Annotated in this window: 18 protein-coding genes; 12 read left to right on the top strand and 6 right to left on the bottom strand. The window is 71.6% G+C overall.

Translation table 11 applies throughout. From position 1 onward, the window contains the following. Nucleotides 1-5: 5 nt before the first annotated feature. From lepA to ACFS27_RS03875, 4 genes are all read left to right on the top strand, one after another. Nucleotides 6-1,886, top strand: coding sequence for a translation elongation factor 4 (gene lepA, locus ACFS27_RS03890; protein ID WP_377180533.1), 1,881 nt, complete (start codon nucleotides 6-8; stop codon nucleotides 1,884-1,886). Further along, a complete protein-coding gene (gene hemW, locus ACFS27_RS03885) occupies nucleotides 1,886-3,235 on the top strand; it encodes a radical SAM family heme chaperone HemW (protein WP_377180532.1) in 1,350 nt (449 codons plus the stop codon). Before lepA ends, hemW begins: the two co-directional genes overlap by 1 nt. Nucleotides 3,236-3,364: 129 nt before the next feature. Beyond that, a complete protein-coding gene (locus ACFS27_RS03880) occupies nucleotides 3,365-4,462 on the top strand; it encodes a hypothetical protein (protein WP_377180531.1) in 1,098 nt (365 codons plus the stop codon). 93 nt (nucleotides 4,463-4,555) lie between these two features. After that, entirely contained in the window at nucleotides 4,556-5,506 is a 951-nt protein-coding gene (locus tag ACFS27_RS03875) for a hypothetical protein (RefSeq protein ID WP_377180530.1), read from the top strand. 125 nt (nucleotides 5,507-5,631) lie between these two features. On the opposite strand, the gene ACFS27_RS03870 is transcribed toward ACFS27_RS03875, so the two are convergent. The 4 genes from ACFS27_RS03870 to ACFS27_RS03855 form a co-directional block, all read right to left on the bottom strand. Next, complete coding sequence (locus tag ACFS27_RS03870; RefSeq protein ID WP_377180529.1) at nucleotides 5,632-6,168, bottom strand: DUF4870 domain-containing protein; 537 nt, start codon at nucleotides 6,166-6,168, stop codon at nucleotides 5,632-5,634. 24 nt (nucleotides 6,169-6,192) lie between these two features. Beyond that, entirely contained in the window at nucleotides 6,193-7,056 is an 864-nt protein-coding gene (locus ACFS27_RS03865; protein ID WP_377180528.1) for a DUF3097 domain-containing protein, read from the bottom strand. An 81-nt stretch (nucleotides 7,057-7,137) separates the two neighbouring features. After that, nucleotides 7,138-10,029 (bottom strand): helix-turn-helix transcriptional regulator, encoded by a 2,892-nt coding sequence (locus ACFS27_RS03860; protein ID WP_377180527.1) that lies wholly within the window; start codon nucleotides 10,027-10,029, stop codon nucleotides 7,138-7,140. 88 nt (nucleotides 10,030-10,117) lie between these two features. Next, nucleotides 10,118-10,309 (bottom strand): hypothetical protein, encoded by a 192-nt coding sequence (locus ACFS27_RS03855; RefSeq protein WP_377180526.1) that lies wholly within the window; start codon nucleotides 10,307-10,309, stop codon nucleotides 10,118-10,120. 350 nt (nucleotides 10,310-10,659) lie between these two features. Between ACFS27_RS03855 and hrcA the strand changes: the two genes are divergently transcribed. The 3 genes from hrcA to ACFS27_RS03840 are packed head-to-tail and all read left to right on the top strand — an operon-like array spanning nucleotide 10,660 to nucleotide 13,619. Further along, nucleotides 10,660-11,679, top strand: a complete 1,020-nt coding sequence (hrcA, locus tag ACFS27_RS03850) for a heat-inducible transcriptional repressor HrcA (protein ID WP_377180525.1) — start codon at nucleotides 10,660-10,662, stop codon at nucleotides 11,677-11,679. Between the two features lie 40 nt (nucleotides 11,680-11,719). Beyond that, entirely contained in the window at nucleotides 11,720-12,841 is a 1,122-nt protein-coding gene (gene dnaJ / locus ACFS27_RS03845; RefSeq protein ID WP_377180524.1) for a molecular chaperone DnaJ, read from the top strand. A 10-nt stretch (nucleotides 12,842-12,851) separates the two neighbouring features. Then, nucleotides 12,852-13,619, top strand: a complete 768-nt coding sequence (locus ACFS27_RS03840; protein WP_377180523.1) for a 16S rRNA (uracil(1498)-N(3))-methyltransferase — start codon at nucleotides 12,852-12,854, stop codon at nucleotides 13,617-13,619. A gap of 82 nt (nucleotides 13,620-13,701) precedes the next feature. Here the strand turns inward: ACFS27_RS03840 and ACFS27_RS03835 are convergent, their stop codons facing one another. Both ACFS27_RS03835 and ACFS27_RS03830 read right to left on the bottom strand, forming a co-directional pair. Next, on the bottom strand, nucleotides 13,702-14,535 hold the full coding sequence (locus ACFS27_RS03835; protein WP_377180522.1) for an OmpA family protein: 834 nt from the start codon (nucleotides 14,533-14,535) through the stop codon (nucleotides 13,702-13,704). Then, nucleotides 14,532-16,043 (bottom strand): helix-hairpin-helix domain-containing protein, encoded by a 1,512-nt coding sequence (locus ACFS27_RS03830; protein WP_377180520.1) that lies wholly within the window; start codon nucleotides 16,041-16,043, stop codon nucleotides 14,532-14,534. Before ACFS27_RS03830 ends, ACFS27_RS03835 begins: the two co-directional genes overlap by 4 nt. Nucleotides 16,044-16,290: 247 nt before the next feature. Between ACFS27_RS03830 and ACFS27_RS03825 the strand changes: the two genes are divergently transcribed. From ACFS27_RS03825 to era, 5 genes are all read left to right on the top strand, one after another. Next, a complete protein-coding gene (locus ACFS27_RS03825) occupies nucleotides 16,291-16,641 on the top strand; it encodes a histidine triad nucleotide-binding protein (RefSeq protein WP_377180518.1) in 351 nt (116 codons plus the stop codon). Between the two features lie 172 nt (nucleotides 16,642-16,813). Next, complete coding sequence (locus ACFS27_RS03820) at nucleotides 16,814-17,878, top strand: PhoH family protein (RefSeq protein WP_377180516.1); 1,065 nt, start codon at nucleotides 16,814-16,816, stop codon at nucleotides 17,876-17,878. Next, nucleotides 17,875-18,327 carry an rRNA maturation RNase YbeY gene (gene ybeY, locus ACFS27_RS03815; protein ID WP_377180514.1) on the top strand — a complete coding sequence of 151 codons (453 nt, stop codon included), beginning with the start codon at nucleotides 17,875-17,877 and terminating at the stop codon, nucleotides 18,325-18,327. Before ACFS27_RS03820 ends, ybeY begins: the two co-directional genes overlap by 4 nt. Next, entirely contained in the window at nucleotides 18,324-19,730 is a 1,407-nt protein-coding gene (locus tag ACFS27_RS03810) for a hemolysin family protein (protein WP_377180512.1), read from the top strand. The genes ybeY and ACFS27_RS03810 overlap by 4 nt, the downstream gene beginning before the upstream one ends. Beyond that, nucleotides 19,727-20,695 (top strand): GTPase Era, encoded by a 969-nt coding sequence (gene era / locus ACFS27_RS03805; protein WP_377180511.1) that lies wholly within the window; start codon nucleotides 19,727-19,729, stop codon nucleotides 20,693-20,695. The genes ACFS27_RS03810 and era overlap by 4 nt, the downstream gene beginning before the upstream one ends. Nucleotides 20,696-21,346 lie beyond the last annotated feature (651 nt).

The raw sequence follows: 21,346 nt of genomic DNA, 5'->3' as shown, positions 1-21,346 counted from the left end.
ACGCTTTGCCCATCCCCGGTCCTGCGCTCACCGCGCGCATCCAGCCGAATGCCACCGCGCCGGAGCTGATCCGCAACTTCTGCATCATCGCGCACATCGACCACGGCAAGTCCACCCTGGCCGACCGCATGCTCCAGCTCACCGGCGTGGTCGACTCGCGTGCCATGCGCGCGCAGTACCTGGACCGGATGGACATCGAGCGCGAGCGCGGCATCACCATCAAGTCGCAGGCCGTGCGCATGCCGTGGGCTCTGGCCGACGACGCGGGCGCGCTGACGCCGCACGCGCTGAACATGATCGACACCCCTGGCCACGTCGACTTCACGTACGAGGTCTCCCGGTCGCTCGCCGCGTGCGAGGGCGCGGTGCTGCTCGTCGACGCCGCCCAGGGCATCGAGGCGCAGACCCTGGCGAACCTGTACCTGGCCATGGAGAACGACCTCGAGATCATCCCGGTCCTGAACAAGATCGACCTCCCGGCAGCGCAGCCGGAGAAGTACGGCGAGGAGCTCGCGAAGCTGGTGGGCTGCGAGCCGGAGGACGTCCTCCAGGTCAGCGGCAAGACCGGTGTCGGCGTGGAGGCGCTGCTGGACCGCATCGTGGAGCGCGTGCCGGCCCCGACCGGTGATCCGGACGCCCCGGCCCGCGCCATGATCTTCGACTCCGTCTACGACACCTACCGCGGTGTCGTGACGTACGTGCGGGTGATCGACGGCGACCTGAACCCGCGCGAGAAGATCGTCATGATGTCGACGCGGGCCACCCACGAGCTGCTGGAGATCGGCGTCAGCTCGCCGGAGCCGAACCGGACCAAGGGCCTGGGCGTCGGCGAGGTGGGCTACCTGATCACCGGCGTGAAGGACGTGCGCCAGTCCAAGGTCGGCGACACCGTTACCAACGCGGCCAAGCCCGCCACCACCGCGCTCGCCGGCTACAGCGACCCCAAGCCCATGGTCTTCTCGGGCCTGTACCCGATCGACGGCTCCGACTACCCGGTGCTGCGCGACGCCCTGGACAAGCTCAAGCTCAGCGACGCCGCGCTCAACTACGAGCCGGAGACGTCGGTGGCCCTCGGCTTCGGCTTCCGGGTGGGCTTCCTCGGCCTGCTGCACCTCGAGATCGTGCGCGAGCGCCTCGAGCGCGAGTTCAACCTCGACCTGATCTCCACCGCCCCGAACGTCATCTACGAGGTGACGATGGAGGACAACACGAAGGTCGAGGTGACCAACCCGTCGGAGTTCCCAGGGGGCAAGATCAAGGAGGTCCGTGAGCCGGTCGTCAAGGCCACGATCCTCACCCCGAGCGAGTTCGTCGGCGCGGTCATGGAGCTCGCGCAGTCCAAGCGCGGCGACCTGCAGGGCATGGACTACCTGTCCGAGGAGCGCGTGGAGCTGCGCTACAAGCTGCCGCTCGGCGAGATCGTCTTCGACTTCTTCGACCAGCTCAAGTCCAAGACCCGCGGCTACGCGTCCCTCGACTACGACACGACCGGTGACCAGGTCGCCGACCTCGTGAAGGTCGACATCCTGCTCCAGGGCGAGCACGTCGACGCGTTCAGCGCGATCGCGCACCGCGACAAGGCGTACTCGTACGGCGTCATGATGACGGCCAAGCTCAAGGAGCTCATCCCGCGCCAGCAGTTCGAGGTGCCGATCCAGGCCGCCATCGGCGCGCGGGTGATCGCCCGCGAGACCATCCGCGCCATCCGCAAGGACGTGCTCGCCAAGTGCTACGGCGGCGACATCAGCCGTAAGCGCAAGCTGCTGGAGAAGCAGAAGGAGGGCAAGAAGCGCATGAAGAACATCGGCTCCGTCGAGGTGCCGAAGGAGGCGTTCATCGCTGCGCTCTCCTCCGACTCGGATGCCCCCAAGGACAAGAAGAAGTAGTGCCGGCTCTTCCTTCCGGCATCCCGGTGCCCGACGACGGCGGGCTGCCCGACTGGGTGCACCCGCCGTCCGGGCCCGAGGAGCGTCCGTTCGGGGTCTACGTGCACGTCCCGTTCTGCACGGTGCGCTGCGGCTACTGCGACTTCAACACCTACACGGCGTCCGAGCTGGGCGGCGGCGCGAACCAGGCGCAGTACGCCACGACGGCGCTGCTGGAGGTCGACCTCGCCGCGAAGGTGCTGTCGGACGCCGGGCGTGCACCCGCAGCGGTCTCCACCGTGTTCTTCGGCGGTGGCACGCCCACGATGCTGCCTGCGACGGACCTCGCCAGGGTGCTCGGCGGGATCGAGCGGGCCTGGGGCCTGGCCGGCCCGCCGACAGGTACCGGGCAGGCCGCTGAGGTCACCACGGAGGCCAACCCCGACTCGGTGACGCCCGAGTCGCTGCGGGTCCTTGCCGAGGCCGGGTTCACGCGCGTCTCGTTCGGGATGCAGTCCGCCGTGCCGCACGTGCTGGCGACCCTCGAGCGCACCCATGACCCGCTGCGCATCCCCGACGTCGTCCGGTGGGCCAGGGACGCCGGGCTTGAGGTCTCCCTCGACCTCATCTACGGCACCCCCGGCGAGTCCCTCGACGACTGGCGCACGAGCGTGGAGACGGCGCTGGCCACCGGCGTCGACCACGTGTCCGCGTACGCGCTCGTGGTGGAGGCCGGCACCAAGATGGCCGCCCAGGTGCGCCGCGGCGAGGTCACGCTGCCCGACGAGGACGACCAGGCCGCCAAGTACGAGCTGCTCGACGACCTGCTCACGGAGGCGGGCCTGCGCTGGTACGAGGTGTCCAACTGGGCGCGTGCCGGGCACGAGTGCCGCCACAACATCGGGTACTGGCGCGGCGACGACTGGTGGGGCGTCGGCCCGGGCGCCCACAGCTACGTGTCGGCGCCCGCGCCTCAGGTCTCGACACGCTCGACCGACGACGCCGACGTGGCCACCGACGCCGGCGCGCCCGCCGGGGAGACGCCCGCCGGTGTCCGCTGGTGGAACGTCAAGCACCCCCGCGCCTACGCCACGCGGCTGGAGGCGGGCCAGAGCCCTGGTGCGGGACGTGAGCTGCTCACTCGCCAGGAGGCGCACCTCGAGCGCGTCATGCTCGGGGTGCGGCTGCGCGAGGGCCTTGACCTGCGGGTGCTGTCGGTGGCTGGCCGCACCGCGGTGGCGGGCCTCGTGGCGCGCGGGCTGCTCGACGGCCACGCAGCGGTCGGCGCCGGCGGTGCGCCCGCCCGGGCGGTGCTCACCCGCCGCGGCCGCCTGCTGGCCGACACCGTGGTGCGCGACCTCACCGCGTGACGGCAACGGCCTGAACATTTCGCCGAAGTCCTGAATAGTTTGTTTGCGTAGTGGGCGAAAACGCCGATATCTTGTGCCGATTCACACCGTTACGAGGCGGCACGGGCACGCCTGACGAGGGGCACGCGCATGAGCAACACCTACGGCGGCTGGAACCCAGTGGATCCGTACCGCCGGCAGGACCCCGAGCCCCGGCGGGCGCAGGACGTGAACCCGCACGGGCAGCAGGAGCCGGCCAACGACCCGTACGGTCAGGACCAGCAGCCCCGGGATCCCCAGCCGTTCGACCCCTACGGTCCGCGCGACCCGTACGGCCGCCCCGCCAACCCGTACGGCCGGCCGGACTACCAGCCCCAGCAGCAGCCGGAGCAGCGCGACCCGCAGCCGGGCGTGTGGGGCCAGTTCCAGGGCCGCCCGCAGCCCGCACGGGCGCCGCAGCCGCAGCGGCCGGCACCCGGAGATCCGCAGCAGCACCGGACGCAGACCGTCCAGCCGGAGCTGCCGCGGTACTCCGCCGTCTCGGGGGCCGAGCACCGGCCCGAGGCGGACGGGCCGCCGACGGTCGGCAGCGCGTGGCGCTGGGGCTGGAGCGCGTTCGGCGCGAGCTGGGGCAGCTGGGTGCTGATGAGCCTGCTGCTCGGCCTCGCCCAGCTCGCCGTCATCCTGGCCTTCAGCCCGTCCACCGTGGACGGCGTCCTGAACGCGGCCGACCCGGCAGCGGTCGACGCAGCGCAGGCCGCCGGCCAGACAGTGGCGGCCAAGGGGCTGGCGGCGGCGGGGACGGCCGTCTGCTTCCTGCTGCAGGCGCTCCTGTACTCCGGAGCACTCGCTGCCACGCGGACCCGCAAGGTCCGCCTCCGCGACTTCTTCGCGCTCCGCGGCTTCGGCGGGCTCCTTGCGTACGCCGTGCTGACCGGGATGCTCGGCTTCGTCGGCGTCAGCGTGCCCGTGTTCGGCTGGGTGGCACAGGTGGTCGTCACGCTGCTCCTGCTCCCGGTGCCGTTCCTGCTCCTCAAGGGTGTGGGCTTCGGTACGGCGGTCGCCCGCGGTGTCCGGCTGGTGCTCTCGCACGTCGGCACCGCGCTCGCGGTGTTCGGGATCTTTGCTGGGCTGGCCCTTGCCTCTGCCATCACGTGCGGGATCGGCCTCGTGGTGGTCGCCCCGGCGATGCTGCTGGTGGGGGCGTACCTCGTTCAGCGCTGGACCGGAGAACCGGTCCACGGCTGACCGCCTGGTAACAACTCGGCAATTGCGCATGCGCGAATGCGAAGAAGAGGTGAAGGTGGCTTCGGATCACTGACCAGCCAAGGGGAACTTCACATGAGCGAGAACACACCAGGGGGCCCGTACGGGCCGGGTCCCGACGGGCCGACGCCGCCGCCGTCGAGCGGAGCCACCCCGCCGAATGCAGGTGGCCCGGCGCAGCCCCCTGCCTACGGTGGCGGGAGCCAGCCCCCCGCCTACGGTGGCGGGAGCCAGCCCCCCGCCTACGGTGGCGGGAGCCAGCCCCCTGCCTACGGTGGGCCGGAGGTGCCGTACGGGACGCAGTCGTCCCGCCCGTTCCGGGTCGGCGAGGCGCTGAGCTTCGGGTGGAGCCGGTTCAAGGGGAACTGGCTGTTCTGGGTGCTGTTCGTGCTGCTGACGTTCGTCGTGGGCGCCATCTTCAACGCAGACTCGTTCGCCGACGCCCAGGAGCAGATCAACGCCGCCCAGGCAGGCGGCGAGCTGAGCACCTTGGGTGCGACAGGGATGACCTTCGGCAGCACGCTGCTCCAGCTGATCGGCTCCCTGATCGTCTCGCTGCTCCAGGCGCTCGGGATCAACGCCGCGCTGCGCGAGGTCTCCGGTGAGAAGGCGACCTGGGGCACGCTGTTCAAGGTCAACAGCTACGGCATGATCATCCTGGCCGCCCTGCTGCTGATGGTGGCGAGCTTCGTGGGTGTGCTGCTGTGCGGCATCGGCCTCATCGCGGTCGCGATCTTCGCCGTGTTCACCTACCACAACGTGGTCGACAAGGGCATGAACGCCTGGGCCGCCTTCACCTCGTCGTTCTCCCTGGTGGGCAAGAACTTCGGCCCGGTGTTCCTGCTGGAGCTCGCGCTCTTCGGGATCAACATCGTCGGCGCCCTCCTGTGCGGGCTCGGCCTGTTCATCACGATCCCGCTGTCCCTGCTGGCGATCGCCTACGCGTACCGCCGGCTCACCGGCGGTCCGGTGGCAGCCGGCACGACGGCGTCCGGTCCCGCGGCGTTCGGGCCCAACCCGGCCTGACCGCAGCCGCAGCCGCAGCCGCAGCCGCAGCCGCACCACAGCCGCACCACAGCCGCAGAGACGACCATGCACCTGCTGCCGGATCCAGGACCGGATCCGGCAGCAGGTGCATGGTCGTCCCGCTGCTACTTGATGAAGCGGATGTTCACCGGGTAGCGGTACGGAGCGCCCTTACCGTTCTCCACGGCGGCCAGGATCATGAAGACCAGGGCGGCGACGAACACCAGATACACGATCATGCCGATCCCGAACGTGATCGCCGTGATGATCGCGGCGGCGATGTGCACGATGACCAGCGTGATCTGGAAGTTGAGCGACTCCTTGGCTTCCTGGTCCACGAAGCGGCTGCGGTCCTTGAGCACCAGCCAGATCACCAGCGGCGCGATGAAGGCCAGCAGGAGCGGGCCGACCTGCGCGAAGACGGACCACATGCGCTCGTCGGACGGCGTGAGCGGCTGGGGCTGGTACTGCCCGGGGCCGTAGGGGGAGCCGTACACGGGGCCCTGCTGGGGCTGGCCGGGCTGGGGCTGGCCGGGCTGCGGCTGGGACGGCTGGTCCTGGTACGGCGTCTGCCCGGGCTGGGGAGAGCCGTAGGCAGGGGCCTGCTGCGGCTGCGGGTCGGGCTGCTGCGGCGACTGCGGTTGCTGTGGGTTCTCGGACATGGCCCTAACGGTAGAGGCTGCGCCTCACGACGCGGTCACGAAATCGATAAGTTCCTCCACCCGTCCCAGCAGCGCCGGATCGAGGTCGCGGAAGTCGCGCACGGTGCCGAGGATCCGCTGCCAGCCACGGGCGACGTCGGCCTGCGTCCCGGCAGGCCAGCCGAGGGAACGCAGGATGCCCAGCTTCCACTCCGTACCCCGGTCGATCACCGGCCAGCGGTCCAGCCCGAGCCGCTCCGCACGGACTGCCTGCCACACGTCGACGTACGGATGGCCCAGCACGAGCACGGTGCCCTGCGGGACATGGCGCAGGGCTTCGTCGGTCAGCCGCTGTTCCTTCGAGCCGGGGACCAGGTGGTCCACCAGGACGCCCACGCGCCGCTCGGCGTCGGGCCCGAACTCGGCGAGACGTTCGGCGAGGTGGTCCACGCCGTCGAGCATCTCGACCACGACGCCCTCGATGCGCAGGTCGTCGCCCCAGACCTTCTCGACGAGCTCGGCGTCGTGCTTGCCCTCGACCCAGATGCGGCTGCCGCGCGCCACGCGCGCCCTGGTGCCGTGCACCGCGACCGATCCGGAGGCCGTGCGCGTCGGCTGCGCAGGAGCCCGGTTCAGGACGGGGGCCGTGAGCACGACGGGCTTGCCCTCCACCCAGAAGCCCGGCCCGAGCGGGAAGGTGCGGGTGCGGCCGCGGCGGTCCTCCAGGACCACGACGTGCATGCCGCCCGACTTCTCGACCCGCACGACGGCGCCGACCCAGCCGGTCTCGACCTCTTCGACCACGAGCCCCGGCTCGGCGGGCGTGGGCTGCGACGTCGGACGACGCCCCCGCTGCGCGCCGGGAAACGCGGGGGACAGCACGTCGGGCCCATATCGTTCGTCGAACACCAGCCGAGCCTAGATCCGCCACCCCGTCGAGTGCTGGACCTACGACCTTCCGGAGTGTCATCCGGGGTGAGGACCCAGCACTCAACGAGCGGCGCGGAGAGCAGCCTCCGTGCGGGTCGACACGCCGAGCTTGCGGAGGATCGCCGAGACGTGCACGGACGCCGTCTTGGCCGAGATGAAGAGCCGATCGGCGATCTGCCCGTTGGTCAGCCCTTCCGCGACCAGTGCCAGCACCTGCTGCTCCCGTGCGGTCAGCACGTCCTGCGCACTGCCCGACGCCGGCGCGTCGCCCGGCCCGGCGGGCTCGGCACGGCCCGCCAGCCCCGCGCGATCGATCAGGCCCTTGGCGTGCTGGACCACCAGGCCCGCCCCGATCTGCTCGGCCTCGGCGACCGCCGAGCCAAGAGCCGAGCGTGCCGCGCCCCGGTCCCCGGCCTCCAGCAACCGGGAGCCCTCGCGGTAGAGCGCGTACGGACGCAGGTGCGCGGGCCCCGGCAGGTCGGCCACCGTCGTCCAGGGACCGGTGCCGAGCTCCGCCTCGAACACCGCCGACCACACGGGGAACGTCGGCCAGTGCGAGCACCGGGCCAGGACCGTGCGGTACGGGGCGTCGTCCACGTGCTGCCCGGCCGCACGGACCCGGGAGATCGCCCGGGCGGCCACGGCCAGCGGCGGCAGGTCGTACAGCGGGATCAGGACGTGACCCGGCGCGATCACCGTCGACACGTGCTCGAGGGCCACCGCCGGCTCGTCCCGCAGCAGGGCGAGCTCCGCGAGGGTGACCGCGGTGCGCGACCGGATCTGTGCCTCCAGGCGGCCGAACCGTTCCCAGCCGACGGCCCGGCGGCGCGCCTCGGCCTGCGCCTGCTCCACGTGCCCGCGCCACATCGCGAGCCAGGTGCGGCGCTCGCTGAGGTAGACCGCATAGACGCTGTCGTGGATCAGCGGGACCGTTCGTTCGTACCAGTCGGCCGCCTCGGCCCAGGCGCCCTGACCGATCCAGGCCTCGATGATGTTTCCCTCGATCATGAACCGCGAGCCCTCGGACGCGCCGTACCGGTGGGCCGCCGCCACGCCCTCCTGGGCGATCTTCGCGGCACCGGCCCAGTCGCCGAGGGTGATCCGGGCGTCCGACCCGTTGATGTAGTAGCGGCTCAGGCCCTGCCAGGAGTCTCCCGCCAGCTCGCGCCCGTGCTCGATCTCGGCGAGTCCGTCGGGGTCGCCGAGCTGGATGCGGCCGACACCCCGCAGGTTCAGCGCGACGGACGCGAGCTCGTCGCTGCCGATCGCGGTCCCTGCGTCGTAGGCAGCGGTGGCTGCGGCGATCGCCTCCTCGGACCGGCCGTCGAGCATGGCGTGGCGGGCCCGCAGGACCAGGACCTGGCCGCGCACGGCGTCGTCCCGGCCGGGCTCCACGAGCGCCAGGGCGCGGTCGATCAGCTCCGGACCTTCGTCCGAGCCGCCCTGGCCCGCGACGAGCGCGGTCTCGGCGAGCATGCGGGCGAGCCCCACCGGGTCCTCGGCGGGCCACTCGGCGACCGCCTCGTGCGCCAGCGCGAGGGCGCGAGACGTACGGGTCGCCCCGCGCAGCGCCTCCGCCACGGTGCGCAGCAGCTCGTGGTGCGGCAGGCCTGCCACGGCCTCGGCGTCGGGGACCTGCTCCCAGAGCTCCAGGGCTCGCTCGCCCAGGGTCACCGCGGTGGAGGACGCCGCGCCGTCCGCCGCCGCCTGGTGCCCGACGACGGCCGCCGCCAGCGCCTTGTCGAGCATCCCCGCGCGCCACCAGTGGTCGGCGATGCGGGAGAGCTTCGCCACCGAGCGAGAACGCCGGACGAGGGCGCGCTCCAGCGCCCGTGCGTGCGCCGCGTGCAGCCGCCGGCGCTCCCCGGGCAGCAGCTCCGCGTAGACGGCCTCCTGGACCAGCGCGTGCCGGAACGTGTAGCCGATGTCGGTCGCCACGAGCACCTGCGCGTCGACCGCCTCGCGCGCCGTCTCCTCCGGTTCGGGGCCCACCCCGGCGCCGGCGCGCTGACCCGGCCCGCCGGAGGTGTCCGCAAGGACGTCGTCGAGCACGTCGTGCCACACGCGCGGTCCGGCGGCGGCGACCACCCGGCACAGGGCCTGCGCCTGCCGGCTGAGGTTCCAGTAGCGCAGCAGGAGGATGTCGCGCAGCGTGCCGGGCAGGTCCGTCCCGAGAAAGCCGACGAGCTCCTCGATGTAGAACGGGACACCCTCGCTGCGGTCGGTCAGGTCGGCGAGCGCCTCCCGGTCGAGCCCCGCGTCGTGCCGGCCGTCGAGGTCGGGGGAGGCGCCGAGCAGGTCCTGCGCCATCTCCCGGACCTCTTGCTCGCCCAGCCGGCCCAGGTCGAGGCGGGTCGTGAGCCGGGCCCGGTCGAGCTCTGCCATGACGACGCGCAGGGGGTGCGCGCGGCCGACGTCGTCGCTGCGGTAGGTGAGCAGCAGGAGGAGGCCAGGGGGCGCGGTGCGGGCGAGGCGGAGGGCGACGGCGCGGGTGATGTCGTCGGCCCAGTGGAGGTCCTCCATGATCACGGCGACCGGTCGTTCGGCGGCGAACGTGGTGAGCAGGTCGGCGAAGACCTCGGGGATACGGTCGGTCCCCGCGCCCCGTGCCGGTGTGACGAGCTGGGGTGCGACGGCGGACAGCGCGTCCGCGGCTGGTCCGGCTGCCGCGACGGCGGCCTCGGGTCCGATCGCCCGCACGATCCCGTGCAGCAGGCCGGCGAGGGCGGCGTAGGGGACGGGTCCGGAGCCGGAGTCGGCGCACTGACCGGAGAGGACCGTGACGCCGTCGGCGCGCGAGGTGAGCTCGTCGAGGAGGCGGGTCTTGCCGATCCCGGCCTCGCCTGCGATCACGATGGTGCGGTTGGCCCGCGAGCGGACGTCGTCGAGTGCGGCCTCGAGCTCGCTGAGCTCACGGGCTCTACCCACCAGGCGGGCGCGCGGAACCGGCATGGGGTCATCGTCCCATGCCGGTCCTCTCGGCGGTCCGCTGGTCATCGCTGCTGGTCATGGTCGTCCTGCACGGGTGGGCGCCGGTGCGTCAGGCGACGCGCGGGCGGGCCTGGTCGGTGTCCGTGGCCCTGGCGCTCCGCCGGGCGGTGTGCTCGGCGGAGCGCTGTGCGGCCGCCTGCTGACGGGCGGCGTGCTCGCGTGCCACGCGCGTCTGCTCTGCCCGGCGGTCGATCTCCTGCTCGTTCCTGCGGTACTCGGCGTAGTCGGAAAAGCCGAACATGGTGGTTCCTCCTGGTCGGAGCCGGTCCCTCGCCGGCGGTGATTCCAGGTTCGTCGCTGAGGTAGCCCTTCCGGATCGGTCGGTCGCCGCAACTTGCGGGCCGGTTGTGCCGGGCCGGCCGGGCGCGGCTAAGTCATCGCCCTATACGCCCCGCGCGAACGGTTCAGCAGGGCCGGTCAGGCGGGTGACCTGCGCATCTGACGCAGACCTTGCAGTCCGTTGGCGGGTCGGGGACTTGGCCCCTGGCCTGTGCCGCGTAGGATTGGCACTCGGTTGGCGAGAGTGCTGGAGAGCGGGCCGGAACCCGGGCGTACGTCCCGGACGTTCTACCTGGGACGGAGGTGAGCGCGGTGAGCGAGGAACGCAGGCTCGATGTCTTGCGAGCGATCGTGGAGGACTATGTCCGGACACGGGAGCCCGTCGGATCCCGCATACTCACGGAACGCCACCGGCTCGGTGTCTCTCCGGCCACCGTGCGCAACGACATGGCGGCGCTCGAGGAGGCCGGGCTCATCGCCCAGCCGCACACCTCGGCCGGTCGCATCCCCACGGACAAGGGCTACCGCCTGTTCGTGGACCAGCTCGCCGAGGTGCGGCCGTTGACCGTGCCCCAGAAGCGTGCCATCGAGACATTCCTGTCCGAGGCCGTCGACCTGGACGACGTCGTCGCACGGGCCGGGCGGCTCATCGCACAGCTGACCGGGCAGGTCGCCGTCGTGCAGTATCCGTCGCTGCGCCGTTCCGGGCTGCGGCACCTCGAGCTGGTGCCCACAGCGGAGGGGCGGCTCCTCGTCGTCGTCATCACGGACACGGGGCGGGTGGAGCAGCGCTTCCTCGACGTGCCGGTCGGGATGGACGACGGGACGCTCGGCGAGCTGCGCGCGCGGTTCAACGCCGCGGCCGCCGGCCACCGGCTCACCGAGATCGGCACCGCTTTCGAGCGGGTCACCGAGGCGATGCCGGACGAGCACCGGGCGCTGGCCACGGCCGTGGCCGAGGTCGTGACGGCCGCGCTCGGCGAGGAGAGCGAGGAACGCATAGTGCTGACCGGTCAGGCCAACCTGGCCCGGTCGAGCATGCGGTTCGAACAGGGCCTGCGTCCCGTGCTCGAGGCGCTCGAGGAGCAGGTGGTCCTGCTCGGTCTCCTCACCGACATGACCGACGACGCCGGGGTGGCCGTGAGCATCGGCCACGAGAACCGGTTGGCGGGCCTGTCGGAGACCTCGGTGGTCACGTCCGGCTACGGGTCGTCCGACGGCGACACCGTCGCGATCCTGAGCTCGATCGGCCCCACCCGGATGGATTATCCGGGCACCATCGCAGCGGTACGCGCCGTGGCGCGCTACCTGTCCCGAGTGCTGCCCAGCTGACCTCCCCACCTTCCACAAACCTCCCCACAAAGAGAGACCTGTGACCGACTACTACGAGATTCTCGGTGTTCCGCGCGACGCCTCGCCCGAGCAGATCAAGAAGGCATACCGCAAGCTGGCCCGCGAGCTGCACCCCGACGTGGCAGGAGACGTAGGCGAGGACCGGTTCAAGGACGTGGCGCGCGCCTATGAGGTGCTGTCCAACGCCGACAAGCGCCAGCAGTACGACATGGGGGTCGACCCCACCTCGCCGGGCGGCGGTGCGGGCGGCGGGTTCGGGGCCGGGTTCGGTTTCCAGGACATCTTCGAGACCTTCTTCGGCGGCGGGCAGCCTGCCGGGCCGGTGCCCCGCGCCCGGCGCGGCAACGACGCGCTCGTGCGCCTCGACCTCGAGCTGGCCGAGGCGGTCTTCGGCGCGAAGCGTGAGATCCAGGTCGACACGGCGGTGGCGTGCAACACCTGTGGCGGCGACGGCGCGCGGCCGGGTACCTCGGCGCGCACCTGCGACGTCTGCCACGGCCGTGGCTCAGTGCAGCGGGTGGCCCGCTCGTTCCTCGGCCAGGTCATGACGAACCAGCCGTGCTCCGCCTGCGGCGGCTTCGGCACCGTGATCCCCGAGCCCTGCACCGACTGCTCCGGCGAGGGCCGGGTGCGCTCGCGCCGGACCGTCTCGGTGAACGTGCCGGCCGGTGTCGACACGGGGACGCGCATCAAGCTCTCCGCGCAGGGCGAGGTGGGCCCGGGCGGCGGCCCCGCCGGCGACCTGTACGTCGAGATCCGGGAGCGCGCGCACGACACGTTCGTGCGGCGCGGCGACGAGCTGCACTGCACCCTCCAGGTGCCGATGACGGCGGCAGCGCTCGGCACCGTGCTCGAGCTCGACACGCTGGACGGCCTCCAGGAGATCGACCTGCGCCCCGGCACGCAGCCGGGACAGGTCATGACCATCAAGGGTCTCGGCGTGGGCCACCTGCACTCGACGGGGCGGGGTGATCTCAACGTGCACATCGAGGTCCAGGTGCCCACGGCGCTGGACGAGGAGCAGACGGCACTGCTGCAGCAGCTCGCCGTCCTGCGCGGCGAGGAGCGGCCGGAGTCGCGGCTCGCCTCGGTCCACGGCGGTGTGTTCTCGCGGCTGCGCGACAAGCTGAGCGGGCGCTGACCGCCCACCCATGAGCGCGCCAGTCTTTCTCGCGGAGGCGTCCACCGCCCATCCGCTGTCCGAGTACGTCCCTGGTTCCGTCTACGTGCTCGACGGCGCGGAGGGCCGGCACGCCGGTGTGGTCCAGCGGCGAGGCCCCGGCGAGCGGATCGACGTGGTCGACGGCGCCGGGGTGCGCCTGCGGACCGTCGTCGAGTCGGTGAACGGTGCCGAGGTGCACCTGCGGGTCGACGAGGTCGACGTCGAGCCGGTGCCCGACGTCGTCGTGACGCTCGTCCAGGCCCTCGCCAAGGGCGACCGGGACGAGATGGCCATCGAGGCCGCCACCGAGGTCGGCACGGACGCGATCATCCCGTGGCAGGCGGAACGGTCCGTCGTCGTGTGGCGCGGTGACCGGGCCGCGAAGTCGCGGGCGCGCTGGGTCAGTACCGTGCGGGCCGCGACCAAGCAGGCCCGCCGGTGCCGCATCCCCGGCGTCGAGGTACCGCTGAGCACCAAGCAGCTCGCCGCCAGGACCCGTGAGGTGGTCGCGGCGGGCGGGACGGTGGCCGTGCTGCACGAGGAGGCCACGGCAGCCCTCGCGACCGTGCCGCTGCCCGACGCAGGGGAGGTGCTCGTCGTCGTCGGCCCGGAGGGCGGGATCTCCGATGGCGAGGTGGCCCTGCTGACCGAGGCCGGCGCGGTCACCGCGCGCCTCGGCCCGCACGTGCTGCGCACCTCGACGGCCGGCCCGGTGGCGATAGCCCTCCTGAGCGTGCGCCTGAACCGCTGGTCCTGACCCGCCCACCTCGTTGAGTGCTGGGTATCCGTGCGGTCAGGGCGTCTCGGCCGACACACATCCAGCACTCAACGGGGCGGGGTCAGTTCTGGACCGTGAACTCCACGCGGCGGTTCTTCTCCAGGTCCGCGAAGGTTCGCGGGACGACGCGCGGTTCGCTCTCGCCGAACCCCTTCGACGTCAGCCGGTCCCTGTCGACGCCGAGCTTCGCCAGCCGGTCGAGCACCTCGTCGGCCCGGCGCTCGCTCAGCCGCCGGTTGTGCGCCTCGGAGCCGCGCGAGTCGGTGTGACCCTCGATGCGGACCTCGACCTCCTGGTGCTCCTCGAGCACCTCGGCGGCGTCCCGCACCACCCGGCGGCCGTCCCTGGTCAGCCGCGCGCTGTCCGTGACGAACGTGATGTTCGGGATGTCGACCAGGTCCTCCTGGGCCTGCTCCCGCTCCCGATGCGTCGGACGGCGCTCTGCCTCGTCGGCCTCCGCGTCCTCGCTCGCGCTGTCCGACGCCGGCTCGGTCGGCTCGTCCGCCGGCGTCGCCTCCGCTGACGCAGCGTCGGTGACGTCCACGACCGCCGTCGGGGCCGGGGCGCTCTGCGACAGCGAGCTCTCCGTCTCGCCCGCGTCCGCGGACACCGGGCCGTCCGGCCCGTACGCCACCGCCGCGCGGATGCCCTCGACGCCGCTCACGACGTCGGCGGCCTCGATCGCCTCCACGGCGGTCGGTGCGGTCACGTCAGCGTCGCGACCTGTGACCCTGACGTCCGCCCCGTAGAGCCGGGCTGCGGAGAGGGCCCCCTGCGCGCGCTCCGTCAGGTCCGACTCGATCCGTTCGCGGAATCCCGTGTCCTGCACGCCCGAGAGTGCACCCAGGCCGAGGACCGCGACGATGACCGGTGGGAGCACCGTCCTCAGGTTCATGCCTTCGCCTCGGACCCCGCGGACCCGGTGTCGACGGCGGCCGCCGCCTTCGCCTCGTCCTCCGTGATGGCTGCTGCCTTGGCGTCGGCGCCGTCGATCTCGTCGACGTCGGTGTAGTCGACGTCCTTCTTGAACTTCGCGGCGCGGTCCTGCCCGCCGACCAGGTAGTCCTGGTACTCCCGCAGGCCGTCCTCGTCGCCGTCCGCCAGGTACTGCGCCTGGTCAGCCCAGCTCGCGGCGGCGGGGGCGAACTTGATGCCGCCCGTGGCGAGCGCCTCGCGCAGCTCGGTCTCGGACGCTCCCGCCACCTTGGCGTACGTCGTGTAGCCGGCGGCCTTGAGCGTGGCGTCGATCTTGGGGCCGATGCCCTCGATGCGGCGCAGATCCTGGGGCTCGGGCTCGGGCTCGGGCTCGGGCTCGGCCGTGGCCGCGGCCGCTGCCTCGTCCGCCGCGATCGCGGCGGCCTTGGCGTCGGCGCCCTCGATCTCGTCGACGTCGGTGTAGTCGACGTTCTCCGAGAACTTCCCGCGTCGCTCCTGGCCGCCCACGAGATAGTCCTGGTACTCCTGCAGGCCGTCCGCGTCGCTGTCCACGAGGTACTGCGCCTGGTCGGCCCAGCTCGCGGCCGACGGTGCGAACTTGATGCCCTGCCCGGCGACGGCCTCACGCAGCTCGTCCTCGGTCGCGGCGGCGATCTTTGCGTAGGTCGGGTAGCCCGCTGCGACCAGCGCGGCGGCGATCTTGGGACCGACACCCTCGATGCGCCGCAGGTCGTCGGGGGCGTCGGCGGTGTCCTTCGACTCTGCGGCCGCTGCGGCCTCTGTCTCCTCCGCGGCAGGCACCGCACCGGAGTCCGCCGCAGCGGAGTCCGCTGCGGCAGGGTCCGTCGTACCGGTGTCCGCTGCGGCGGCCGCGTCCGCCTCGGCGGCGCGCCGTGCGACAGCCTCGGCCTCTGCGACGACGTCCGCCTCGGCGGCCTCGGCCTCGGCCTGTGCGACCTCGGCGTCGGTCGCACCGTCCGGGTCCGGACCAGACCCGCTGTCCGCGGCCGGTGCGGCCGTGTCGGCGACGAGCTCGGCACCGGGCGTCTCGCTCGTTGCGGCGTCAGAACCTGACGTGGCGTCAGGGGTGGCGTCGGGCGTGGCGTCGGGCGTGGTGCCGGGCGTGGTGCCGGCGTCTGCCGAGGCGAGGGCGGGAACGGGCTGGGCACCGGTGTCCTCGGTTGCGCTGTCCGGCTCGCCGTCCGCCGCGGGGGCGGCCTCCGTACCGGTGGCCCCAGTACCAGTGCCTTCAGTACCAGTGCCTTCAGTACCGGCGGCCTCAGTACCGGCGCTCGACGCCGACCTCGCGACGGCGTCGGCGCGGGCGGCGGCCTCGGCCTTCTCCGCCGCGTGCTTGCCCTTGGCGCGGCGGCCCCAGACGAGCCAGCCGATCCAGATGCCGATCGCAAGACCGATCAGGGCCGCGATGATGATGAATGCGAGCGATTGGGCGATGAACCAACCCACGCGAACCTCCAGGTGACTACTGCAGTGTGTGGTGTGCGGGCGACGACGAGATTCGCGGGGTGGACAACCGATGAAATGGTGTCGCAGTACGCCAATCTCCATCGAACGCGGCAAACTCTCCCACATCCCATTCACCCAGGCATTACGAACTACGTAACGGTACGGACAACCGTGTCGGAGCCCCGGTCGGGCCACCCCTGGCGCTCCCGGGAGCGGCGTCGCGGGCGCCCCCGGTAGCCTGCGGAACATGACGAGTACCGACAGCCCTGACTGCCTCTTCTGCAAGATCGTGGCGGGGGACATCCCCGCGGATGTCGTGGCGTCGTCGGACACGGCGATCGCGTTCCGGGACATCGCGCCCAAGGCGCCCGTGCACGTGCTCGTGGTGCCGAAGGAGCACTACCCGGACGTGCCCGCGTTCGCCGCGTCGGACCCCGAGGGGCTTGCGGGCGTCGTCGCGCTCGCCGACGGCGTCGCGAGCGACCTCGGCGACGGCCAGCACCGTCTGATCTTCAACACGGGGCCCAAGGCGGGACAGACCGTGTTCCACGTGCACGCGCACCTGCTCGCGGGCGGGGAGCTACCCGGCTTCGCCTGACGGGGCGGACGTGCGGGTCACCTGGGTGGTCGCAACGTCCTACAGTTCCGGAGGGGCACCGCAGGAAAGGCCGTGGCGGTACCCGGGCGGGTCGATAGGATGAGGTGTCGTCACCAGTACCGCACAGCATCCCTACCGCATAAGGAGCGGATCGGCCCCGCGGGGCCGGCTCATGACAACTTCGCCCAGCACACAGTCCCAGACGCGGATCGAGCACAAGATCGTCGTTCCGGCCCACATCCCGACGGTCGCGCTCCTCGGGAGCCGGGACTCGGTGCTGCGGGCCGTCGAAGAGGGCTTCCCCGGCGTCGAAATCCATGCCCGTGGCAACGAGATCGCCGTGAACGGACCGGCGGGCGACGTGGCCCTGGTCACCCAGCTGCTCGACGAGCTGATCGAGGTTGTCGAGGCGGGCACCCAGCTCACTCCCGAGGTCGTGAAGCGCTCGGTGGCGATGCTGAGCGACGCGTCCGCGTCGCGGCCCGCCGAGGTCCTCACGTTCAACATCCTCTCCAGCCGGGGCCGCACCATCCGGCCCAAGACGGTCGGGCAGAAGGCCTACGTCGACGCGATCGACACCAACACCATCACCTTCGGCATCGGGCCGGCCGGTACCGGCAAGACCTACCTCGCCATGGCCAAGGCGGTGCAGGCGCTCCAGGCCAAGCAGGTCAACCGGATCATCCTGACGCGCCCAGCCGTCGAGGCAGGGGAGCGCCTCGGGTTCCTGCCCGGCACGCTGTCCGAGAAGATCGACCCCTACCTGCGGCCGCTGTACGACGCGCTGCACGACATGGTCGACCCCGAGCAGGTGCCCAAGCTGATCGAGGCGGGCACCATCGAGGTGGCGCCCCTTGCCTACATGCGCGGCCGCTCGCTCAACGACTCCTTCATCGTCCTCGACGAGGCGCAGAACACCTCGACCGAGCAGATGAAGATGTTCCTGACCCGGCTGGGGTTCGGCTCCAAGATGGTGATCACGGGCGACGCCACGCAGGTCGACCTGCCCGGCGGCACCACCTCCGGCCTGCGCGTGGTCGAGGACATCCTGCTGGGCGTCGACGACGTCGAGTTCTGCCGCCTCACGTCGTCCGACGTCGTGCGGCACCGGCTGGTCAGCGACATCATCGACGCGTACGCACGGTGGGACGTCCTCACCGACGACCGCCGTCCGGGCCGTCAGCCGCAGGACCACCGTCAGGGCGGCAACCAGGGGAGCAAGAGGCAGCGCCGGTGAGCATCGAGGTCAACAACGAGTCCGGGTTCGAGGTCGACGAGGCGGAGTTCGCCGCGCTCGGCCGGTTCGTCCTGGACGCCATGCGGGTGCACCCGCAGTCGGAGCTGTCGATCATCTTCGTCGACACCACCGTCATGTCGGACCTGCACGTGCAGTGGATGGACGAGCCGGGCCCCACCGACGTCCTCTCCTTCCCGATGGACGAGCTGCGTCCAGGGCGTGACGGCGACGTCACCCCGGCCGGCACGCTCGGCGACATCGTGCTGTGCCCGGAGGTGGCCGTCACCCAGGCGAAGGCCGCCGGCCACTCCACGACCGAGGAGCTCCTGCTCCTGACCACGCACGGAATTCTCCACCTGCTCGGCTACGACCACGCCGAGCCCGAGGAGGAGAAGGAGATGTTCGCGCTCCAGCGCAAGCTCCTTCTGACCTTCCTCGCGACTCGGTGACCGGCGTGATCGTCCTGCTCCTTACCCTCGTGATGCTCGTGGGGCTCTCGCTGGCCGGCATGCTCTCTGCCGGCGAGGCCGCACTCCTGCGCGTCACCCGTGCGTCACTGACGGAGGCGCTCGCGGAGGCGGAGCTGGGACAGTCACCCGAGCCGGAGCGCGCCGCCCGGATCCGGCGCGCCCAGGCGCTCGTCGTCGACCCGACGGCGATCGTCGCCTCCTTCGCGCTCGTGCGCGTCATGTCTGAGGTGGTCGCCATCGCGGCCGGGACCCTGCTGGTACAGCAGGCGATCCCGGGCGAGGGAGTCCCCAACGAGCTCCCGGTCATGCTGATCGCGCTCGTGGTGGGCGTCGTCATCGGCGTCATCTTCGTGCGGGTGTCGCCTCGCGCGCTCGGTTTCCGCAAGCCGGTGGCCGTGCTCCTCGCCCTGGTGGGGCCGTTGACCGGCGTCTCGCGCGCGGTCGCGTGGCTGACCCGGTTCTCGGTGCCGCGGTACGACCCGTCGCCGCCCACCGAGGCCGAGCTGCGCGACATCGCCGACCGGGTGGGGGAGAGCCTCTCGGAGAGCAGCGCGTTCGAGGAGTCCGACCGGGAGCTTATCCGTTCGGTGATCGAGCTGGGCGGCACCATCACGCGGGAGGTCATGGTGCCCCGCACCGACATGGTGACGGTCACCGCCGACACCTCGCTCGACCGGGTGCTGCGGCTGTTCCTCCGGTCCGGGTTCTCCCGGGTGCCGGTGATCGGTGAGTCGGTGGACGACGTCGTCGGCGTCGCCTACCTCAAGGACGTGGTGGCCGCGGTGCACTGGCCGGTGGGCGACGGCGGCCCCGGCGTGCGCGAGCCGTCGCGGCGTCCGGCCTCCGACGTGGCGCGCGACGCCGTCTTCGTACCGGAGTCCAAGCCGATCGACGACCTCCTGCGCGAGATGCAGGCCTCGGCCAGTCACATCGCGCTCGTCGTGGACGAGTACGGTGGCGTCGCGGGCCTGGTGACCATCGAGGACCTCCTCGAGGAGGTCGTCGGTGAGCTCACCGACGAGCACGACACCGTGCCGGTCCAGGAGGTGGAGGACCTCGGTGGCGGCGTGCTCCGGGTTCCGGCCCGCCTCCCGGTGGACGAGCTCGGCGACCTGTTCGACCTGCGCCTGGACGACGACGACGTGGACACCGCCGGTGGTCTGCTCGCCAAGGCGCTGGGGAAGGTGCCGCTGGCGGGCTCGTCCGCCGAGGTGGGCGGGATGCACCTCGAGGCGGAGCGGGTAGAAGGCCGCCGCAAGCAGATCTCCACGATCCTCGTGCACCGCACGGAGCCGGCGGCAGATCCAGATGACAGCAACGGTGGTCCTGAGCAGCACGACCACCGTGATCAGAAGCATGACCAGAAGGAAGTGACCTCGTGAGCGACCAGCCCGCAGTGCATCAGACCGCCACACACCGGAGCGGCTTCGCCTGCCTGGTGGGCCGCCCCAATGCCGGTAAGTCCACACTGACCAACGCGCTGGTGGGGCAGAAGGTCGCGATCATGTCGGCACGGCCGCAGACCACGCGGCACACCATCCGCGGGATCGTGCACCGTGAGGACGCGCAGCTCGTGCTGGTGGACACGCCGGGCCTGCACCGCCCGCGGACCCTGCTGGGCGAGCGCCTCAACGACCTGGTGCGCGACACGCTGTCCGAGGTGGACGTCATCGCGTTCTGCCTGCCGGCCGACCAGAAGGTCGGTCCGGGCGACCGGTACATCGCGGCGCAGCTGGCCGAGCTGATGTCCGGGCGCCGGAAGGTGCCCGTCGTCGCCGTCGTGACGAAGGCCGACCTCGTCCCGCGCGAGGCCCTCATGCAGCACCTCATCTCCGTGGACCAGCTGGCCAGGGCCGTGGACCGGGAGTGGGACGACATCGTCCCCGTCTCCGCGAAGGACGGGTACCAGGTCGAGGAGCTCGAGGCGGTGCTCATCTCGCACCTGCCCGAGGGCCCCGACCTGTACCCGGACGGCGAGCTGACCGACGAGCCGGAGGCCGTCATGGTGGCCGAGCTCGTGCGCGAGGCGGCACTGGAGGGCGTGCGCGATGAACTGCCGCACTCCCTCGCGGTGGTCGTGGACGAGATGGTTCCGCGCGAGGGAACCGGTGATCCCGAGAAGGGCAGGCCGCCGCTCCTGGACGTGCGGGTCAACCTGTTCGTGGAGCGCGACTCTCAGAAGGCGATCATCATCGGGCGCGGCGGGTCCAGGCTGCGCGCGGTGGGCACCGAGGCGCGCCAGGGCATCGAGAAGCTGCTCGGCCAGCGGATCTACCTCGACCTGCACGTCAAGGTCGCCAAGGACTGGCAGCGGGACCCGAAGCAGCTGCGCAAGCTGGGGTTCTAGCCGGGCTGTGCGGGGGTGCCGGTCTTCGGCCGGGGCGGTGTCGAGCCGCACGTTGGGCGTCATCGGCGCCCGGTCGGGTGTCGAACCGCACGTTGGGCGTCCATCTCGACCGGGAGCGGTGTCGAACCGCAAGTTGGGCGTCCATCTCGACCGGGAGCGGTGTCGAACCGCAAGTTGGGCGTCATCGACAGCCACGAACCGAAGGATGCGAGTCCTCCGGCCCTTGTTTGGACGCACAACGTTCGGTTCGGCGACCGCAATGACGTTTGGCTTGCGGTTGGGCGGCTGAGGGTGGCCGGCAGGACGTTTAGGTTGCGGTTGGGCGGCTGAGGGTGGCCGGCAGGACGTCTAGGTTGCGGTTGGGCGGCTGAGGGTGGCCGGCAGGACGTCTAGGTTGCGGTTCGGCGTCCAAGCCCGACCGCCGGGACGTCCAAGTTGCGGTTCGGCGAGTGACCGCGACCTGCGCGACCCGCACGTCCTCGCGGTACCGCATATCTCAGCCACGATTACGGGCAATCCGGACACTGTGCTGAGATGGGGCCATGGAGAGAGTGGCTGCCCGAACGGCGCCCGTCGAGCTCACGAGACTGAATCGGCTCACCCCCCTGTCGGCGACGACCGGTGGTGCGGATTCGCAAGAGATCTACAACG

The sequence above is a fragment of the Promicromonospora vindobonensis genome, assembly GCF_042685865.1.
Lineage (GTDB): Bacteria > Actinomycetota > Actinomycetes > Actinomycetales > Cellulomonadaceae > Promicromonospora > Promicromonospora vindobonensis.
Note: the sequence above shows the minus strand (reverse complement) of the source record. Positions and strands in the feature narration are given on the sequence as shown.

Excerpts from the sequence above, each read along its gene's own strand:
- ACFS27_RS03875 (WP_377180530.1), top strand. The coding sequence starts at position 4,556 with ATGAGCGAGAACACACCAGGGGGCCCGTACGGGCCGGGTCCCGACGGG.
- ACFS27_RS03870 (WP_377180529.1), bottom strand. The coding sequence starts at position 6,168 with ATGTCCGAGAACCCACAGCAACCGCAGTCGCCGCAGCAGCCCGACCCG.
- ACFS27_RS03825 (WP_377180518.1), top strand. The coding sequence starts at position 16,291 with ATGACGAGTACCGACAGCCCTGACTGCCTCTTCTGCAAGATCGTGGCG.
- ACFS27_RS03855 (WP_377180526.1), bottom strand. The coding sequence starts at position 10,309 with ATGTTCGGCTTTTCCGACTACGCCGAGTACCGCAGGAACGAGCAGGAG.
- ACFS27_RS03860 (WP_377180527.1), bottom strand. The coding sequence starts at position 10,029 with ATGCCGGTTCCGCGCGCCCGCCTGGTGGGTAGAGCCCGTGAGCTCAGC.
- ACFS27_RS03840 (WP_377180523.1), top strand. The coding sequence starts at position 12,852 with ATGAGCGCGCCAGTCTTTCTCGCGGAGGCGTCCACCGCCCATCCGCTG.
- ACFS27_RS03880 (WP_377180531.1), top strand. The coding sequence starts at position 3,365 with ATGAGCAACACCTACGGCGGCTGGAACCCAGTGGATCCGTACCGCCGG.
- ACFS27_RS03820 (WP_377180516.1), top strand. The coding sequence starts at position 16,814 with ATGACAACTTCGCCCAGCACACAGTCCCAGACGCGGATCGAGCACAAG.
- ACFS27_RS03835 (WP_377180522.1), bottom strand. The coding sequence starts at position 14,535 with ATGAACCTGAGGACGGTGCTCCCACCGGTCATCGTCGCGGTCCTCGGC.